This is a genomic window from Paenibacillus cymbidii, from assembly GCF_004764705.1.
Lineage (GTDB): Bacteria > Bacillota > Bacilli > Paenibacillales > NBRC-103111 > Paenibacillus_AN > Paenibacillus_AN cymbidii.
Window position 1 is genome coordinate 78,366 of record NZ_SHLX01000033.1, and the last position, 19,387, is coordinate 97,752.

Here is a 19,387-nt window from a genome sequence, read left to right on the forward strand (position 1 = left end):
CCGCTATCCTTAAGCAATTCAAGGCTTTTCAGCCTTGTTATTACATCATGCCGCCCATGAGACAAAGGCTTTTTCATGTGTTTTTTGAGTCTTTATGTGACGATTTTATCCGATATTCTTCAGAAAATAGTTCAATAAATCCGTGTGGGTAAGATGTGTGGGTTGAGTTCGTGGGCAAAATGTGGGCACGTTGTGGGCATTAACATTAACCCCAATTGTACATGAAAGGCACACGATAATAGCTCGTTCTATGTGCCGCGGCCGTATCCATTCATTACATTATCGGGTATAATTGTTTATAAGTAAAGATCGAAGAAGATCGCGGAAAGCGAAACGATTTAGCAACATAGCAACTTATTTTGATAAAGGAGTGGTTCTCCATGTCAATGGTACGCAAACTCCATCCTCATATAGCAAAAGATTTAAGGGAGTTTTTATCTGAAAACAATATTTCCACCAAGAAGCTTGTCATAGATCTTGAAGCAGAAACCATCGAGGACTTTGATGATTACTCAGTCGATGACATTTTAAGTGTGGCTGGAATTCTGAAGCCTGGGGAAGCGCAAGAATTATTAGATCACATTCAGGAGTCACGGGAGGGTTGGGGAAAGTGACCCACAACCACTCCGGATATTTATTTGATTCAAACATCGTCATCGCCATTCTGGACAACGATCATACCGCCATTAACTTAGTACGACAAGCCCAAGAAGAAAAACGGCGAATATTCTTTTCGACGATTACGGAATGTGAAGTATTGAGTGGTGTCAAACACAATCAGTTCTTAATCGCAGAAAGGCTATTCTCCCCTAGGCATATATTACATGTCGATTCCGCTGTCTCAAGAAAAGCAGCTTCCATGCAAAGCGAACAAAGAAGCAAGGGGCGGAAAATAAAAACTCCTGATGCGCTCATTATTGCAACTGCCTTTACAGCTAATTTGATACTGGTTTCCCGCGATTCAGACATGAACTTTGTTACGAATGAGTATGGGATGACTTTGTTAAAAGTATGATGATAAAGACAACGTAGAAGACGACTTGGGTTTTTCACACTCTTGGTCTGTACATGTAAGGGAAGGGAGAGCGAATAAATGCTCTCCCTTTCAAATCCAGATACTGAAGCAGCTTTATGCGATAGCATCTGAATTTAACAAATTGTAATAATGTACGAGAAAGGCCTCCAACTCTCGCGTACGGGAAATGTTATCACTGATAATGTCTAGTCCTCCGGCTGCATAACGGTTTAGAAAATCAAACCCATTAGAACTTAATTTAGTTGGCTCCTCATGATCGATGAGTGATAAAATCAGATTTTGAATACTGTCTCGGTTGTGAGACTCAATCTTTTTTCGATCCATTTCTGCGTCAACAAGTAATCCCGCAATCAAATATAATTTGTCTGCGTATGGACCAGGGTAAGAATCTGTGAAGTGATCGGGTCTAATTCTATCTATATCCCCGAGTTTACGCTTTGCAAGACCGACCATTAAACACAAGTAGTAAATATCAAAATCATATTTAAATTTCACGCCACCAGGTTGTTCTTTAATCAACCGGAAATAATCCGCAGCACCCTTCGGTAATTTAAAGGCCAAGTACAGTTCTTCCTTTCTTAGCTAATCTCTTTTTCTTGTTCATGGTCTTGAAATGTCTGAAACGTATCTCTTCCCTCAATGCATGTCGCGCTTTCACCAAGTGCTCTTGAAATAGTCAAAAATTGTACCTTATCACCCATTCGATAAAAAAAGTCCGCAAAGCCGCCGCGCTCACCTGATGTAATAAAAATAATTAGCTGTTCAAATAAATTTGGCAATATTACTGAAACCTCTCTTCGGACATCCAAATCTAAGGCACCTGCAGGAGAGTCAACCACAAACGGAAGCTCATATGAAGAAGCTTCAAACATCGAACCTAGGAATGAATAGGCGATAGCTAGAGTTTGACCTACACTTGCCCCTGACTTATTTTTGAGTGACAAATGACCATCAATTTTTTCAACATGAATTGATTCTGTACGTATAATACTGGAAATTTTCTCGTTGGTGTTCTGTTTAATCTTTTCTTTTAATTTTTTTAATGCCTCCTTTTCTATTAGCTCGAGGTACTGCTTCGTTTTGGCAGCTTTTTTCGATAAATTAACAGTACCGGTTGCTTCTTCAAGTCTTTTCTCAGCTTCTGCTAACTTTTCTCTACAAAGTGGGATGTTCTGATCATACTCCAAATTTGTCTGTTCGGCTTTATCTTTTGTTATCAATTTTTTTAGCGTAGTAGATAAATCATGAATTGCAATTTCAAGCGTTCTCTGTTCTTGCTCAAGTTGTTCAAGCTCTATATCCCCCGCTTCTTTGCGCTTCGTTTGAAGCCTATCCCAGTCACTTGTAATTGTGTATCTTTCAGTAATACTTTGTTGCAGCCCATCTACCTCATCTTTGATATCAACATTATATTCCAAACTTCTAATTGATAACTTAATCGCATTAACAACACTGATTTGATCATCGGCTAAGTAGTCCTCTGACTTTTCTAAGATAAAATGTCGATGCTCTTCTTCGATTTGACGTCCGCAGACGCAAAATGGTTGATTTGAAAGCTCCTCAAAAAACTGCTTTGACATTGTTTTCGGTAATTTAAGTTGTTGCATTTTTTGGGATAGGGATTGAAGCCGCTCAGGGATGGCGTTACTTAATAAAAAGGGACTTCGAAATGCATCTAGAATAGCTTGTGTTTTTTCAGCAATATCAATGTCGACTTTTTTCTTCTTACTCTCCAGTTCTTCTGCTTCGACCCGAAGATTGTTATCAGCTTTAATATGTTCGGAAACTTTAGTTCTGATGGCCTCACTTCGTTTTCGTTTTACTTGCAGTTCAAGCTCTAACTTCCCCTGTAGTTCCAGCAGCTCGCCAAGTTTGTTGCTGACTTTTTCTCTATCCGTTCTTAATCTGTTTAGTCCTTGTTCTGTTTTAGCCGATGTATTCTCCGACTTTTGTTGCGCATGATCGACAATATTTTTAATTCGTTGACTAAGCATGGAGATGTAATTCAACTGATATAAATATCGAATAGCATCCTCTGCTTCACTTTTGTTACTTTGAAGAATGCTTGTTGCCCATTCTCCATCAAAAATAAATCTTTTTACAAAATCAGTGGTAAAGATATATTTAGCTTTGCTAACTAGATTGTGCCCATCATCAAGTCCGCCTTCATCTCCTACCCTTGATGTCTTATATTCAGCTCTACCTTGTTCATAATTTAAACGCAAGAGAATCACAAACCTCTGGTTATCTATCATCAACGTTGCTTTAAACTCTCCTACTCTAACAAGACTGCCTGGAGGTTTAAATTCTCGTACTTCACTTGAGGACCAGTTTGTTGCCTGCCCATCAAAAACTGCTCGTAACAATGTAATAGTTGTAGTTTTTCCGGTACCATTTGGCATCATCAAGAGAGTAGTAGAATATGGAACCCCGACATGGTTAACAAGAGAAATCTCAAGATCATTGACACCGCGTATTCCTTTGTATGACCAATCTATTATGCGAACTTTCATGTGATTACCCCACTTTCAAATCTTTACCAAGTCAATCACATCGTGTATATCGTCGTCACTGTATGAATTATTAATATAATTGTAGATAAGTTGTTTTAAACGTTGTTTAAATTCCTCATCTTCTTCTGCCTGACCGAGTATTATCTCAATTGCTTCATGAAGTTCATTATTATTTCGCATACTAACGCTCCCTCTTTATGCTTGAAAGTTCCGTCAACCATATTCGACGTTGTTCATCTGTCGACAATTTATCGGGATCTTGTTCTGAATCTTGGTCGCTCACACTTATAAAATCAAGTACGCTGGCACGTTTACTTGGCGAGTTTGGATCCAATCTCAAGCTTCGGCCAATCCTTTGAATCGTTTGGATCTTGGCCTTATCTGCAGAAAATAGAAGGATGTTACTCACAGAACTAATATCAATGCCCTCAGATATTCGCTTACTTGTAATGAGGCAGTTCAGTTCCCCTGTACTAAAGCGGGTTAAATTATTTCGATTATCATCCCCATAATAAGTATGGTAGTTTGGTTCATATTGAATCAGAATGTTTTGCACATCTAATCCAAATTCTTTCGTTTCCACAAAAATAATGGAACGATTTAGCACCTCACGATGGTTGTTGAGAAATGTACGGAAAACCGGAAGTTTTGCAAGAGAAACTTTCTTTACTCTAGCAATATTTCGGTAAAGTTCCTCGTCACTAGCGTGCTCGCCCATTTTTCTACGTGCATTATGAGCCGCGATTAAACGCTTAATATCATTCTTATCCTCTTGCGTCATTTCGAATTCCAGTGGGACATAATCAAATTCACATAAAATCCCCCTGCGAATTGCATCTTCAATTTGAAACCGGAAGATAACTTCGCCTATTTCTTCAAGCAAAAATTGATTGCCTTCCTCATCATATTCGCGTTCTGGAGTCGCACTTAGCCCTAGTCGATATTTAAAAGTTTTGATTTTCCCTCTAAGTCCAGTGATGGAAGACGGAGAACCGAGGCCATGCACCTCATCACATACGATGATGCTCTTTTCAAGATTAGTTGGATTACGGCCAAAAAACTTTATTGCATCAGCCAGAAATTCTCTTGATACAACTAATGCGGAATTAACCGGAGCCAAAGTGAAGGCAGACAGCTCCTTATGGGAAGAATAAAATCGAAACAGCTTCATCTTAGTCCATTTTCTGACTTCGTCACACCATTGGTCAAGTAGATCCGTTCCATCAACCGATATAATAACACTGTTAATTTTATTTTGTTCAAGTAGCTTATTAACAATCGTCAAGGATGTTCTTGTCTTTCCAGTACCTGTCGCCATTTCCAAAATACCATGTCCATTTTTCAAAAAAGTGGCTACTGCTTCATCCTGATGCCGCCACTTATTCTCTATTTGATAAGTTGCTCCTGCCTCAGCAATGCCATTGGCACCCACTTCATTTTCCTTTGGATGTGTATTTGAATAATGAAAATCTTTGGGAGATAACTCAATTAATTGCTTCCTAAAAGCATCTGGGAATTCATATGTTTTCATTGTCTTAAAATCGCCATTCCAAAGCCGTTCAAAATATTGCTTCCGGGATTTCGCTCTATTGGACACTCCCGCATCCCAGCTTTCGTAAACCTCGAACGATTCCAAATTATGGAACCAACCCCCGATCGATTCATTATTCGAGCCAAAAAAAACGACGAAATCATTAAACCGATCAGAGAAAACTCCAATTTTGTCATGAAAAATTCCGAGTGGCGCTTGTTCACGAATTACCGATAAATCAGGCATTGTGATTCGAATGTCCAATCGACCGCACTTGATTAACCAGAAGAGATTTGCCACATCGTAATTGTGGCGCCTTGCGTAAAACTCATCGTATAGTGACTGCAAATGCTCTTGTAACCATTCCCGCTCTTCATACCCTGAACGGATAAGCTCTACATCTTCTGGCGTTAGTCTCGCGCTGGTAATGAGACGAATCTTACCGCCCTTACGGATAAATGGCTCCAACCCACTTTTGATACATGTATAAATAGATGAATTAAAGAAACCCGCGGCGCGATCATAGGTATTTGCGTTCTCTAGACACGGTATATAGAATTCATCGATTAGATTATCTTCCCCGGTTATGTATTGTTCCTTTAACTTCACTTGTCTTAAACTCAAAACGCCTCACCTCTGTTACCACTTTTATATTGCTAATTCGACATATCCCAATAAATTCCTGCATTATTGAATAGCCTTAAAAGTGCAATAGGCATCTTGAATCATTTGTACTGCTTCTATAAGCTCGTTTTCTGTTGTATCCTTCCCAAATGAAATCCGAATTGTATTTCGAATCTCATCTCTGTTCAGACCAATCGCTTCAAGCACATGGGACGGTTTTGCTGAAGAACAAGCCGATCCTGTTGAAATTGATAATCGGTCAGCCAATGATTTAATCATTAACTCGTTATTAACCCCTTTAACGGTTACGCTTATAATACCGGGTAACCGGTTTTCTTGAGGACCGTTTATTCTATACTCCATACCGCTTACTTCAAAAAGTGTTTTAAATCTTAATAATAAATTTTCCATCTTTTTTTGCTGGTCCATCATCGTGTGCCGAGCAATGAATGCTGCCTGGCCCATTCCAACGATACTATGTACAGCCAATGTACCGCCGCGCAGTCCCATCTCTTGGTCTCCACCATGTAAGAGAGGGGTTACGCGAGGATATATTCCATTTTTGTTCCTTTTCAAAACTGCAGCACCAATACCCTTGGGACCATAAAATTTATGTGCAGAAAAACTGATTAAATCAACCTCAAGCATCTTAAGGTTGACTGGTATTTTACCAACGACTTGTGTTGCATCGGTATGAAAAAGGACTCCTTTCGAACACGAACGGAGTGCCTTTCCAATTTCATGGATATCCTGGAGAGATCCCAACTCATTATTTCCCCATGCTAAAGAAACAAGAATAGTCTCTGCTGTTAATTGTCCAATTAAGTCGTCCAATCGAATGCAACCATTTTTGTCAACATCCAAATAAGTAACTTTCCAGCCTCGTTGTTCCAAAAAACGACAAGTTTCTAAAACAGAACTATGCTCAACACGACTCGTAATAATATGATTTCCATGAGTCCTCCTAAGATCTGCTACCCCTTTAATAATAAAATTATTGCCTTCGGTTGCACCCGATGTAAATACAATCTCATCGTCACGGCAACCAATTAACTCTGCAACCTGCCGCCTTGCATCGTCTGTTGCTTTTTTAGCATCTAGAGCATAGGAATAATATTTGCCATGCGGATTCCCAAAATGCTGTTCGATATAAGGCCACATTGCCATTGCAACCTCTTTATCAATGGGTGTTGTTGCAGCGTAATCCAAGTAAATCATCTTAACTCACCACCATATTTGAAAGCTGTAATACGAACTTTTCATAGTTCCCAGCATAATTATAGATATCATTTAGAAGGGGAACCCCCCGCTCTAAGTGAGCTTTAAAGTAGAGCGGGAAATAATCTTCATCAGATAAATTCTCACCGGTATGTTGTATAATAAGAGCTTTATAAATAGCATCATACTCCCCTGTCAAAGTGACGCGGTTAAACTCTAATCCGTTCTGGTCTCGATGCAAACTAATATCGATTGGATTTGAATCCATTAAGGAGACCGAAATCGCAAGACGCGCTAAAACATTAGGTTGTAAATTCACGCTATTTTGCAGTGCTTTGATTTGCTCCTCAGCTTTTTTGGAAGTTCGTAATCTAAAATTCATTTTAAGCCCCTCTTCGCTTTACCCATGTAATTCCAGTCTCTTCAGAAAAAGATATTTCATATACTTTGGACAATGAATGAGTCAAATGCTGTATTTCCGCATCAGAGATTTCAGAATCTGTTGCTAGAACAATAGTTTGAAACTTCGTGTTTGCAAGAAAACTTTTTACAATAGCCTCTCGATGTTTTAGGTCCAGTCTCCCTAGTAAAGTATCTAAAACCAGCGGCATTTGTCTTCTAGATACAATCATGAACGCTTGTATAATTGCTAGCAAAAATAATTGACGTTCGCCTGCGGACATTAGCTCAGGTAAGATTTCAATATTCCCCATACCTTGCATACTTAATTGAAATGACTCTGGGTCAATATAAAGGGATTTCACATAATCACGTTTCTGAAGCAATTTTGCAAATTGGTTCTTAATTTCATTAGATAGTTCTGTGACTTGTTGTCGAAGGGACCGCGTTTGAAAATCAATCATTAAATTTTGTATTCTCTCCGCCAACTTAAAGGTGCTTTCCTCGCGTTGCGAATCATTTACTTTTTGAAGTATACGCTCTCTCTGCAATTTATATTGATCAAGCAATTCAATTACTTTATTTGCTTCTTCTTGATAAGATAACAACATAGTCATATCTTTAGAGATTTCTTCGTTATATTTTTCCGATTCATCCCATGTATTTTTTAAAGCTGACTCTGTCAAGCTTTTTTCAAGCTGCTTTCGAAGTGATTGAATTTCTGATGTACAGACTGAAATGATTTTAAACCATGATTTGAACTTCTTTTCAGTATATTTTTTTGATTGAATATCCAAATTTTGTAACCTCAATAACTCGGCCATAGTTAAATCATGGATATGTGTAATATCGACTTTCCCAGCTAAATGATTGACCATAAATGAAAGAAAAGAGTCTAGCTCTTCAGAATTTGCTGTTCTGGTATCTTTGCTGACCCATTCTTTTATCATTTGTTCTTTTTGTTCAGCGATTACCGAATAGGCCAATTTTATAGCACGGTTGTTTTGCTCATGTAATGCTGTTTGCAATGTACGTGAAAGAAGATTACCGAGCATTTGAAAAGGAAGGCGTTCCGCAATAGCAGTCTTAATTTGCTCGTTTGTTTTTAAGCGTATTTCCTCTTTCTCTTTAATAGCCAACTCAATCTTTCTACGTTCCTCAGCCATAAGTCCCCCATTTACTCGGAACTCATTTAACAAACTCTCTCTCACTTGTTTCTTCTCTTCAATTTCCTTCTCCTTATCACTTATCAAAGCGAATAATTGGCTTCGTCGGTCTTCATATTGCTCAATTTCTTGACGAATTGTACGAAGCATCTGTTCCTCTGCTTCCATTTTTTTAAGCAATTCTTCTTTATTGAATGTATTTCCTAGGTCTTCCCGTAACTTATCGATTAAGTCTAGTCCAAACATGTTCATTGAACCTTCTTGGAGTACCGTCGAAAAGTCAGCATTTCTCAAAATATAGTCTATACGCTCCCCGTCAAAAAAGAAAAATTGCATCATGGAGGGCGGAATAACAGACCGAATCCGTTCTTCAACTTCAAAGATTTCCGCTTGATGCAATTCTTTACCTTCGCGGTAGATTACAACAGTTTCATTCAATTTCCCAATCAAGTCGATTCTCCATTGACGTTCTAACTGGATTGTTTCGGTTATTCGACCCGATTTCCAGCGAAAAACGATCTTAACATCAAACTGTCCTTCCGGATTTTCTTTCCGTGCAAGGCGATTTTGTCGTTGCTTTACGAGGGATTGGTATTTCGGTGTCATACTCTTTAATCCTAATGAAAATGGTCCATATATTCCAAGTTGAATAGCCTCTAATAATGTTGTTTTTCCTGCCCCATTATGACCCATTATCAGCACAACAGGACGATCTTTTTCGGGTTGGAGGTTAAATACATGCCGCCCCATAAATGGACCAAAATTATTTATTTCTATTTGTGTGATAATCATTCCAACACTTCCTCATAAGAACCAATGTGTAGCCACTGTTCCCTTAATATAGATATCATTTCTTTAGTCATCCCATGTCTATATGAATACCCTAGATTTTTCCACTCCAAAAAGAGCAACCTTTGGACGATTTCGTACGGAACCTCATATTGATTACATAATTCCTCAAGAAGTTTTAATTGATCATGAGAGAGAATTTCTCTTTCAGAACCGGACCACTGAAGCTCTACATTAAAAATATTATTGTAGATATCCAAAACGCTAAGTTCCCAATCTCCCGCCGCCAGCCAGATTTCCTGGATTTTATAAAGCTCCTCCAGAGAAATCAATTCATAGGTCTGACCTTCAGGTGTTCGGACTTGCTTCTGGGTTTGAAGAAGTTCACTAAGTATTTCTTTCCTTGCCTCCAAAGTAAATGGCCCTAACCCAATTTGATCTGGGGCGGTATAGTACACCGTACCATTCATTCTTTTCTTTTCGCGGCGATTCGAGTCATCTCTAATTTCGACTAACCAATCACGATAAATGAGCAAGGGCTCTAACCAATCCTGCCCATTTTGAATAAAACCACTTAGTGCTTTATCTTCTGTCACTACAGTACAAGTCCAACATCCAAACCTACTGTTTCCACACGATGGGGTGGACTTATCAATGACTAATGGGCATTCACTATTTGAATTCTGATACATAGCAAGTAATTCATTATTATCACTTCCCCACGGCGAAGGAACCTGAAGTAAATATGTCCACACATCATCTGTTGTAAAATCTCGAATCGGAGCATATACGTAGGCATTAGATAGTGTAGAATGTCTGCTTAGTAAGCGACCTTGTACTGAATGCTTATTCATCGTTTGTGCTCTAGAAGAACTCTCGGCAGAACGAACACCTAACACCATAATGACTTCTCCGAATTCAGAAACCTTTTCAAGGATAAAACGATTGGCCGGATCTATTTTCATCCGGTCCGTACACCATCTAAATTTTTGCCTTGGAGCTGGATATCCCCTGCCGATCATGTTGACCCAAAAGGTTTGATCAGTTAACGGTTTTACCTTATGCGTGGTAATTGGTAATCCTTTTTGCATCGCAGATTCTTCAATTAAGCGTAACGTGTTATTGATATAGTCAATAATTAGTGGTGTCTCAACAAGTGTATCCGAAGAAATGACATAAATAGGTTTATGCAATTCCTGTCGTGCTGCTAAGCGTTCTAATGCGGTAAATATTAATTGTACGACTGCAGTTGAATCTTTTCCGCCGCTGTATCCAATTACCCAGGGACGATCATCTTCCATGTATAAATTCTCTATCTCATGATACACATCTGTTAAATTAAATAGATTAGTTAGATTTATCAATTGCTGCTCACTTCCTCTTGGAACTTGCTTTCATATTTCATATCTTCATCATCTAGAGAAATATCCATCTTACTCTTAATATAGGAAGAAGTTAATCGAATCGCTTCTATATTATTTGTTATACGTCCTGCACTAGATATAGCTCGTCCTATCCAATCGCGATTAGATTTAGACCAATCAATTTGCGTCAATAATGAAAGTTTGCTAAAATGCTTATCTCCAAAATCGTAATATAATGCCGCCCCAATGAGACCCATTGCCTCAACGAAAACACTGTAACCTATAATGTAATTTTTGCGAAGTTTTGAAGCAGTAAGTTCTCTCTTTTGAATCATGTTCCATTCCGGAACTTGTTGACTCAATGCTTCCCAGAAAGAAATCGCTATCGTCACTTCATCTGAATCAATATTTTGCCCCTTTGTTTTACGTAATAAGTTTTTTAAAGTGTTGTAGATGCTACTCAATGTAAACAGTTTTGGTGATAGCATAGCAAGAGTTGGTGATTCAAAATCAGTGAAATGACGTAAAAATGTGAGGCTTTGGACAACATCCTTGGTTACAATTGATAAAGGGTCACGAAAATCATATAAAATACCAATTGAACGAGTAGTATTAACGGCGTGTTTATTTAAATCCGCGAACATCTGCTGACTCCGCTGTAAACCAGCATCATAGAAGAATACAACTGATATCGTTTCTTCCCCAAGTTCGGGTCTTAATTTTAATGCTTCTTCGATTGCTGCCCTACGGTGCTGGCCGTCATTGATCAAAAACCTTGAACCCATAGGTATAACCAGTTGCCCTAATTCAGATGAATCACCTGAAGATATAAAAGTTACCTCGCCGTCAATCGATGCAGTGAGTGAAGAAAAGACATAATCAGTAACGTTATCCACAATATACTGTGTAATACTTGGGATTCGAGATCTATTTAATACACGTTGAGCCCTATATTCAGGTGGGACCTCATCTTCATCGAACAGGAAAATTTTTGGTATTAATTTCAAAGGACACATCGCAATGTAGTATTCTCGTCCAGCTTGAATACCGCGAATAGCAGGAAATGAATACGTAAAGGCTTGTGATAAATTCATACGTTTTTCCTCCATACTACGTACGTAAAAACAGATATATACATTATATCTGTTAGCCTTGGGATTGAAAAGTAGTATTATAGGAAAAAATAAAACCACCAAAATTGGTGGCCAGTTACGTATACTATTCTACAGGACTTAGAATTCCCTAATTAAAGGTCAGTTTCGGAAAATGTAGGGAAAAATCTATAGTTCTCTGAGTATTTTCGAATATCCTCATGTTTTACCCCCGGTAATACAACATTTGCTAAGTCCTCATTTGGAAGTTGTGCGTCAAGATTTCTGATTTCTCTAATTGTAAGACTTGGGACCTCTATATAAAAGGGGGATTCTTCGATTTTTATATACGGAAGTCGAAAAAATCCGCATTTTTCAAACCTTTCTTTTTCTCCTTCTTCATAAAATATACCTCCAAAAGTCATCATTCTTGCACCATCTGAGTAGTGAAAATTGAAAAGTTGTTGAAAAACAAATTTATTGCCATTTCTTCTTGGGAAATTCCTTGTATTAATCGTCTCAATTATCTTATCCAAAATAATTCTTCTTGTTACCAAAGCAGCTTTCCAATTCTCACAGTCATCTTCTTTAATATAATGAGGAATATTATTTAAACTTTTCTTTATTACATGATAAGCCTGGTTTGGGCGGTAATGTGCATTACAAGTAAACACCACAACGGATCCTGATATGATATTAGAAAAAATCGTATTCACATCTGTCAGTACATCTTCATTAATTTGAGTATCATAATCTAACCATATTATACTTTTGTAATCCCATTGCAGAGTTGGGAGTATTTCTTGAGATAACCCGAACTGCATTTCAATGCAATTAAAGGGTTTATTAAATTCAAACCTTTCTTGATTTTCAATATCCTTCTCTATGCTAATCATGTTAGTAATTCCCAAATTTTTATGAAACAAGATAAAATCACTGAAAAATGTTGACCCAAACCCGATATATCTATAAGTCTCAAGAGCAGCAAATTCATCTAATTTCCTAAAAGATTCACATAACATTTTACGTTCAATCGCCTTAGAGGGTCGGATACTGTAGTTAATTCTTTCATAACTTGATACTTTTTCTATTATTCCTTCCATCTACTTGCACTCCATTCGATAAAAGTATTCAAATGTCTTTTCTCCTAGCTCTTTTAGACTTGTGACATTTAAAACACTTTTAGCTTTTTCAATCTCTGCAATAGGTTTGTTATATTGAATCTTCTGCGTCAGAGGTTTCCTAATTATTTTTAATTTTGGGGATTGAAACACTGGTTTTAGAGCATTAATATCAATTGTCGATATTCTTTGTGTTGTCATTGTCTCTAATTTTTCAGTGTAATTCATTTCAATTTCATATTCGGTTTCTTCGTTATCTCCATATGGATTATCTTTAATTTTCTTCAGAAAGTCCGTAACTGGTCTCATTATATTTAACATTTTTTGTTGAGCGTAGCGAAACAATTTTGAGTCACTATCTATACCATTTTTGGTAGTATTCCATGGCAAGAGCTCAGACTTAATTGCATCAAAGAAAATATAACCTCTAAACATTGCATATGTGTTATGGAATAAATTATGCCCGTTGCCCCAACCAGTTAACTCACTTTTGTCAGCTTCAACTAATAATCTTCCATTACAGTAAATATACCATCCAGCCTCTTGTGGGGTTCCTGTTTTCGTCATACCCGCATAAATCCTTATATTCACACCATTTACTTCCTCTTCAACATATGCCGGTTTCAATTCATCAGAAAAATATAATTCAACTGGTACATGTTCTAGTAAAATTCCATTAATATATATTTTCAGGCCTTTCTCTATTACTGTTTCATGAGAAGTCCTTACCTCTTTGATTAAACTAGTAATAAAAGAGTTCGTACTAAACTGCTCGGCGGTATTTTCATTTAACTTAGTGACACAAATAGAAGTTCCATACGGCTGCTGTTGTGTACTCTCATCTAATTCTGAAAATTCTAATGTCCATTCTTTCTTTTGCTTCCATTCATCTATGTTAATATCAAGTTTAAATCTGGACTTTTCACATATTGATTGAATCAGAAATAACTTCCCCATCTTAAATAAAGCTCTCTTCATCCCAACACCAAATCTACCAACAGAATGTGGTAAATCCGGTGCATCATCAGGCCTCCCGAATCTAAAAGCATAGTTCCTAGCAATGTGAGAAGAGAATCCCCCGCAGTTATCTTCAATTTCAAATCTCTCATTATCGGCTCTAATCTTTATGTATAAATCGGAATAGTCTCCTGAAGGTCGTAGTTTAATTGCTCCATCAACACTGTTATCGATTAGATCTTGAATTGCATTAATTAACGGGATATCTTTAACAAGCATATTTATAAAAAATTCCTTTGTAGGTTCTGCGTTTATTTCATTTTGGTTAAACTCCACTGATTCTCCCCCTCAATAGTCATCCGACAATCGCCTTTAACAAATCAGGAATTTCATCATGATCTTCAAACCAAACAATTCGGATACCCAGCTTTTCAAAAGAACGTTCCCTAGACAAATGAAAATCATCAAGAAAAGCATTTAATAATTCAGATGATAGTCCACTAGTGAGTTCTTTAAATTGATCTTCTTCAACTTCTAAATCTAGCCTTTGCATAAGAGCGAAGTGCTTTACTTTATTTGAATTTCTTCTCGAGGAAATGTCCAGTATTCGCCTCATATTAGGATCACTCATCGAAAGTCCAATAAATAGACAAACATTCTCCTTTAATACATGCATCTGAGTAATATTCGACCAGGAATAAGCATCAGTATAAACGGTATGGTATGCCTGCTCACTAAAAACAATTAAATTCCCATCAATATCATCATATTTATTTTCATGCTGAGGTAGATAGCCATGAACATGAAAAATAGGCAATACATTAGGGTTAATCTCATCATCTTCCTTAAAAACAGGCATATGGTCAACAGGAACTTCAGCCAAATGCTGCTCTAACAAATCATCATAGTTAAATGTAACGACAGAGCGTATACGATATTTACCACGATGATTGCATAGTTTAGCAAGCCATACTAGTGTTCCCGATGAGTATGCCCTTCTTCGCCTACCGTAAAGAGCTTCCCTAATGTATTTCGATATTGCTGAACGGGAATTTATTGTTGATTCTAAGAAAAAAGCATTAATTATAGGAGACTCATCTCGAAGTTTACTGAGCAGATTGGCCATTAGCTGCTTATCTGTTTCATTTACAGAAGCAGTGCATAATTTTCCACCAAATTTTTTAGTACTCATCTGCCTTACAACAGCATCATTCAGTTTCTCTAACAGTGCGTCCCAACTGGGGAATCCGGCAGACGTGGAAACGCCTGCACCTAAAAAGAGTGATAACTGATCACGTTGAAATACATTACGAATTTGACCGACGTACTCTTCTCTTTTTACTTTCCAATCAGGCTGTGGGTCAATCGGTTTAACAAAAACACTCTTATCTTCTTGTGGCAACAGAGCATACTTATCACCGAGTTTTTCAAAATACCTCTTCCGCGCAGCTTGAACTCCAACATAACCTTTCATATGACGTCTAATTGCTTGAGTAAGAACGCCTATTTCATTAGCAGTATTAAATTGATACCATCCGTTTTTATGAATTACTTCAAGTATTTCCTCTGGACGAGCCGGTCTCCCTAACTCTTTAACTGCAAGTATAGCCGCGTCATATATCTTCATAATCCCAAACTCCCGTTACTAGATTCAAAGAATCACGTTCTATTGAACTAGGAATTCGACACAAAAAAACATTTTCCTTCCTTTGGAAAGCCCCCAGTAAAACTCCTATTGCATGGATTGCAGCAAATATCGAAAAGTGTCGTTCATCATTTCTATATTATAGTATTGAAATCTGCTACTGGATTCCATCTATTTATCAGTTTCAAATATAACAGGGAGATGATTCAATGCCAGCCAACATCGAAACCATGTTCTACGTAAGGAAAGCTCCGTGGCACGGACTTGGAAATCTGGTTGAGCACGCACTCAGTTCAGAAGAAGCACTTCTAGCCGCCGGACTGGATTGGGAAGTTATCCAGAAATCCATCCAAACCGAGGATTACGCCGAAATCCCCGGCTACAAAGCAAACATCCGAGCAACCGATCAGCGGTTGCTCGGTGTCGTTTCGGACAGGTACAAGATCGTCCAGAACCATGAGGCGTTTGCTTTTACCAATGATTTATTGGGCAATGGAGTTCGCTTCGAAACCGCCGGAAGTTTGCAAAACGGCAGGAAAGTATGGTTGCTTGCCCGGTTGCCCGAAAACTACATTATTGGTGGAGATCGCATCAGCCCTTACTTGGTATTTTCCAACAGCCATGACGCCAGCGGGGCTATCAAGGTTGCGATGACGCCTATCCGAGTTGTTTGTCAGAACACCTTGAATCTGGCTCTGCAAAATGCCAAACGAATTTGGACAACCATTCATACCGGTAATATTCAAGCGAAGCTGGATCAAGCACGGCAGACGTTACTTTATGCCGAATTGTACATGGACAGGCTCGGAGCGGAAGTCGATCGGTTGAACCGCATCAAAATCCCCGACCACAAAGTTCGGGAATACATGGAGCTTCTATTGCCTTTGCCGGAAAATGCGACGAAAGTGCAAGAACGGAATGTTCAGCAGTTGCGGGACGATTTCCAAGCCAGATATTTTGACGCGCCTGATCTGAAGGATGTTGGGAAAAACGGGTATCGTTTTATCAATGCCGTGTCGGATTTTGCTACACACGCCAAACCGCTTCGAGATACAGCTTCCTTCAAGGAAAACCTGTTCCTTCGAACGATGGAGGGCAATCCGCTGATTGATAAAGCTCATGAACTGATCTTGGCGTCGGCCTGATTTGGAGGTTGCATATGTCGGAACAAATACCGTACGAATTCAGAAAGCTGCTGGCAGACTCGCTTTGCGAAAAACCCGGCAGCTATATCATGGAGCAATTGTTTTCTGTGTTCCCAAGAACTGAGGATTTAATCGAAGCTACAGAACAGGAATTGGCCGCATCGATCAAAGGCGTAGGAAATATTAAGGCTCGACAAATTGTAGCCGCGCTGTCACTCACCCGTTCTTTAATGCCTCCCAAACTCCCTTCCGATAAAATTGGTTCCCCCGCCGATGTATATAGGCTTTTAGAACCGGAACTTCGTTATGCAAAAAGAGAACACTTCATCTGTCTATTCCTGAATACCAAGAACGTGATCATCGCTAAGGAATTGATTGCCCTTGGGAGTCTTAACGCTTGCATCGTTCATCCAAGAGAAGTATTCCGCCAAGCTATTAAACGTTGCAGTGCTTCGATCATTTGTGTGCACAACCATCCGAGCGGTAATCCCGAACCAAGTCCGGAAGATGTCGAAATCACGAAAAGGCTAATGTCCGCAGGCACGATCATCGGCATCGATGTACTGGATCATGTCATTATCGGCGATCAGCGTTATATCAGCCTAACAGAGCGCGGGTTAATGTCTCTCACACATTAACCCGCGTAATCTTTTATTTGGAGGTAATTATAAATCGATGGCTACAGCACTTAAATTTCATGCAGACATTTTAGTCGAAACCAACCGATTATCGCATGCTCAATGGCTGAACTATCGCCGCGGCGGAATCGGTGGCTCAGATATTGCAGCCATTTGCGGGTTGTCCAAATTGCGAACACCTATTCATGTTTATCTGGAAAAGCTGGGTGAAGCTCCGGAAGAGTCATTCAGTGAGGCCGCAGAATGGGGCACGCGGCTTGAACCCCTGATCGCGGACAAGTTTGCCAGCGAACATCCCGAATGGGCGATTACCGAGAAGCCGGTCATCTATTGCCACCCTGAGCAGCGATGGGCGCTCGGCAATCTGGATCGTATGCTGATATGCCCACGGCGCGGTCGCGGCATCTTGGAAATTAAAACTGCCAGCGAGTTTCTTCGCCACGAATGGGACAATGACAACATTCCAGATTATTATTACGTACAACTCCAGTGGTACATGTTTGTCACCGGGTTGGAATGGGGTTATTTCGCCGCGCTCATCGGAGGAAATAAATACCGAGAGTATGAAGTGATGCGTGATGACAATATGATTTCCCAACTTGCGCGTCTGGCTGGAGACTTCTGGCACCATTATGTACTGGCAAGAAGCTGCCCGCCGGTTGACGGTTCGGAGGCTTGCGCCAAGCTACTGAACCGACTGTATCCTGAAGCAGAAGGCAGTACCCTCCTTCCTGCTGGAGAAGCTGGACGAATCGGCACCTATCTGGATTACAAGCAACAACACCGCCAATTGGAAGAAGCAATCACCGAAATCGAAAACTGGTTCAAATCGCTGCTCGGAGAGCACTCCACAGGGACAACCGGCGAGTATCTGGTGAAATGGCAAAACCGGACCCGAACCGGCGTGGACAGCAAGCTCCTGAAAGACATGCACCCCGATATCTACGAAACATGCTCGAAGACGACCCACTACCGACAATTCAGCATCAAAAAGGTAGGCAAGCCGAATGACGACTAAAGCGGGAACCTTATTCGAACAACTGAATGCCCCTTCCCCTTCGCAGAATACCAATACGATTCATTCGGCGATCATTGTTACATTTCCGGCCAATCGATCACAGAACGATTGAATCAGGTGCTTGGTGTTGGCTTTTGGAGATATGAAGGATTACAACATACCGAAAAAATCGTGCAAGACCCTAACGGGAAAAATCCGCGTGTCAAGATTTATGTACAGTTCAGCTTCTTCAATACCGATTTACAGGAATGGATTACATTTATCGATGTGGGAAGTGAGCAGATCAAATCCGGGATGAACGAAGGAGATGCCACCAAAAGCGCAATCACCGACGGGATGAAAAAGTGTGCCAGTCGCATTGGCGTCGCCAGCGATCTGTACAAGGGGTTAATTCGATGGAACAAGCAACAGCAGACCATTCTCTTGCCCGATCACTATCAGCAGTACTATCAAGAAAAAGGCTGGGTGAATGCTCCCGTTACCGCTTCTCCTTCTTTACCCAACAATCGTACATTGCGCAAAACCGAGTTAACCGACAAACTCAAGAACAAGTCTTCTGCCATTCAACAAAAAATCAAAGCAGCATGGCAAGAGTTAGCCGGGAGCTTGGATGGACTGGACGAGTGGTATGCAAAGAAGCAGCAAGAGCATGTCACAGATCAGCAAATGTTGAGCGTCCTTCAAAAGAAGTTAACCGAAAAGAGGCGCGCAGCGAGTGCCTAAATTGCAAGTAAATGGCCGGACATCCCATCCGGCCGTTTATTTATTTTCAGGGAGTTGATGAGGATGTTTACCGGAGACAGATATATTACGCAAGGCATTCGAGCCCAGGTTCCCGCCTATCTGCAAAATATGCTGTGGTATATGATCGAAACGATGGATGTCCCTGATAAGGACTACCTGCAAGTCTTTCAATTGGAAGGCGTTTATGAAGCAGGCAAACGAAAGCAAAAGATCATTCATTCGCAAGAACACCCCGCCTACAGCCATACGTATGCGATCTGTATGTCTACGGTAGAATAAAAATACCCAAAATGATCAAAGTGATTTCCCCAAAATAATCGTGCAAAATTCCCCACTTTAATCGTGGGAAAAATGGACCGAATCTAGCGCCTGAGCTACCCTAATCGTA

General features: G+C 39.6%; 18 protein-coding genes. 7 read left to right on the plus strand and 11 right to left on the minus strand.

Features of this window, described 5'->3' with window-relative positions:
• Positions 1-380: 380 nt before the first annotated feature.
• Positions 381-614, plus strand: a complete 234-nt coding sequence (locus EXY20_RS31765; RefSeq protein WP_235886292.1) for a hypothetical protein — start codon at positions 381-383, stop codon at positions 612-614.
• Positions 611-1,015: a type II toxin-antitoxin system VapC family toxin gene (locus EXY20_RS31770; RefSeq protein WP_135556447.1), complete on the plus strand. Its 405-nt coding sequence runs from the start codon at positions 611-613 to the stop codon at positions 1,013-1,015. Before EXY20_RS31765 ends, EXY20_RS31770 begins: the two co-directional genes overlap by 4 nt.
• A gap of 114 nt (positions 1,016-1,129) precedes the next feature.
• On the opposite strand, the gene EXY20_RS31775 is transcribed toward EXY20_RS31770, so the two are convergent.
• The 11 genes from EXY20_RS31775 to EXY20_RS31825 all read right to left on the minus strand — a co-directional run bounded on the left by EXY20_RS31775 (position 1,130) and on the right by EXY20_RS31825 (position 15,436).
• Entirely contained in the window at positions 1,130-1,597 is a 468-nt protein-coding gene (locus EXY20_RS31775; RefSeq protein ID WP_135556448.1) for a hypothetical protein, read from the minus strand.
• A gap of 17 nt (positions 1,598-1,614) precedes the next feature.
• Complete coding sequence (locus EXY20_RS31780) at positions 1,615-3,549, minus strand: coiled-coil domain-containing protein (RefSeq protein ID WP_135556449.1); 1,935 nt, start codon at positions 3,547-3,549, stop codon at positions 1,615-1,617.
• Positions 3,550-3,730: 181 nt separating this feature from the next.
• On the minus strand, positions 3,731-5,704 hold the full coding sequence (locus EXY20_RS31785) for a DEAD/DEAH box helicase family protein (RefSeq protein ID WP_135556450.1): 1,974 nt from the start codon (positions 5,702-5,704) through the stop codon (positions 3,731-3,733).
• Between the two features lie 63 nt (positions 5,705-5,767).
• Positions 5,768-6,922 (minus strand): cysteine desulfurase family protein, encoded by a 1,155-nt coding sequence (locus tag EXY20_RS31790; protein ID WP_135556451.1) that lies wholly within the window; start codon positions 6,920-6,922, stop codon positions 5,768-5,770.
• Position 6,923: 1 nt separating this feature from the next.
• Positions 6,924-7,304, minus strand: a complete 381-nt coding sequence (locus EXY20_RS31795; protein ID WP_135556452.1) for a DndE family protein — start codon at positions 7,302-7,304, stop codon at positions 6,924-6,926.
• Between the two features lies 1 nt (position 7,305).
• Entirely contained in the window at positions 7,306-9,279 is a 1,974-nt protein-coding gene (gene dndD / locus EXY20_RS31800; protein WP_135556453.1) for a DNA sulfur modification protein DndD, read from the minus strand.
• Positions 9,276-10,604 (minus strand): DNA phosphorothioation system sulfurtransferase DndC, encoded by a 1,329-nt coding sequence (gene dndC, locus EXY20_RS31805; RefSeq protein ID WP_328592610.1) that lies wholly within the window; start codon positions 10,602-10,604, stop codon positions 9,276-9,278. Before dndC ends, dndD begins: the two co-directional genes overlap by 4 nt.
• 32 nt (positions 10,605-10,636) lie before the next feature.
• Positions 10,637-11,734: a DNA sulfur modification protein DndB gene (gene dndB / locus EXY20_RS31810; RefSeq protein WP_135556455.1), complete on the minus strand. Its 1,098-nt coding sequence runs from the start codon at positions 11,732-11,734 to the stop codon at positions 10,637-10,639.
• A gap of 152 nt (positions 11,735-11,886) precedes the next feature.
• Entirely contained in the window at positions 11,887-12,834 is a 948-nt protein-coding gene (locus EXY20_RS31815) for an O-methyltransferase (RefSeq protein ID WP_135556456.1), read from the minus strand.
• Positions 12,835-14,145: an ATP-binding protein gene (locus EXY20_RS31820; protein ID WP_135556457.1), complete on the minus strand. Its 1,311-nt coding sequence runs from the start codon at positions 14,143-14,145 to the stop codon at positions 12,835-12,837. It abuts the gene before it with no gap.
• Between the two features lie 19 nt (positions 14,146-14,164).
• Positions 14,165-15,436: an SIR2 family protein gene (locus EXY20_RS31825; protein WP_135556458.1), complete on the minus strand. Its 1,272-nt coding sequence runs from the start codon at positions 15,434-15,436 to the stop codon at positions 14,165-14,167.
• Positions 15,437-15,663: 227 nt separating this feature from the next.
• Here EXY20_RS31825 and EXY20_RS31830 point away from each other — a divergent pair, with 227 nt between their 5' ends.
• The 5 genes from EXY20_RS31830 (at position 15,664) to EXY20_RS31850 (ending at position 19,278) form a co-directional block, all read left to right on the plus strand.
• Positions 15,664-16,599 carry a DUF932 domain-containing protein gene (locus EXY20_RS31830; protein ID WP_135556459.1) on the plus strand — a complete coding sequence of 312 codons (936 nt, stop codon included), beginning with the start codon at positions 15,664-15,666 and terminating at the stop codon, positions 16,597-16,599.
• A 14-nt stretch (positions 16,600-16,613) separates the two neighbouring features.
• On the plus strand, positions 16,614-17,237 hold the full coding sequence (gene radC / locus EXY20_RS31835; RefSeq protein ID WP_135556460.1) for a RadC family protein: 624 nt from the start codon (positions 16,614-16,616) through the stop codon (positions 17,235-17,237).
• A gap of 37 nt (positions 17,238-17,274) precedes the next feature.
• Positions 17,275-18,255, plus strand: a complete 981-nt coding sequence (locus EXY20_RS31840) for a YqaJ viral recombinase family nuclease (protein WP_135556461.1) — start codon at positions 17,275-17,277, stop codon at positions 18,253-18,255.
• A 12-nt stretch (positions 18,256-18,267) separates the two neighbouring features.
• Positions 18,268-18,978, plus strand: coding sequence for a Rad52/Rad22 family DNA repair protein (locus EXY20_RS31845; protein WP_135556462.1), 711 nt, complete (start codon positions 18,268-18,270; stop codon positions 18,976-18,978).
• A gap of 63 nt (positions 18,979-19,041) precedes the next feature.
• Positions 19,042-19,278: a DUF960 family protein gene (locus tag EXY20_RS31850; RefSeq protein ID WP_167859668.1), complete on the plus strand. Its 237-nt coding sequence runs from the start codon at positions 19,042-19,044 to the stop codon at positions 19,276-19,278.
• Positions 19,279-19,387 lie beyond the last annotated feature (109 nt).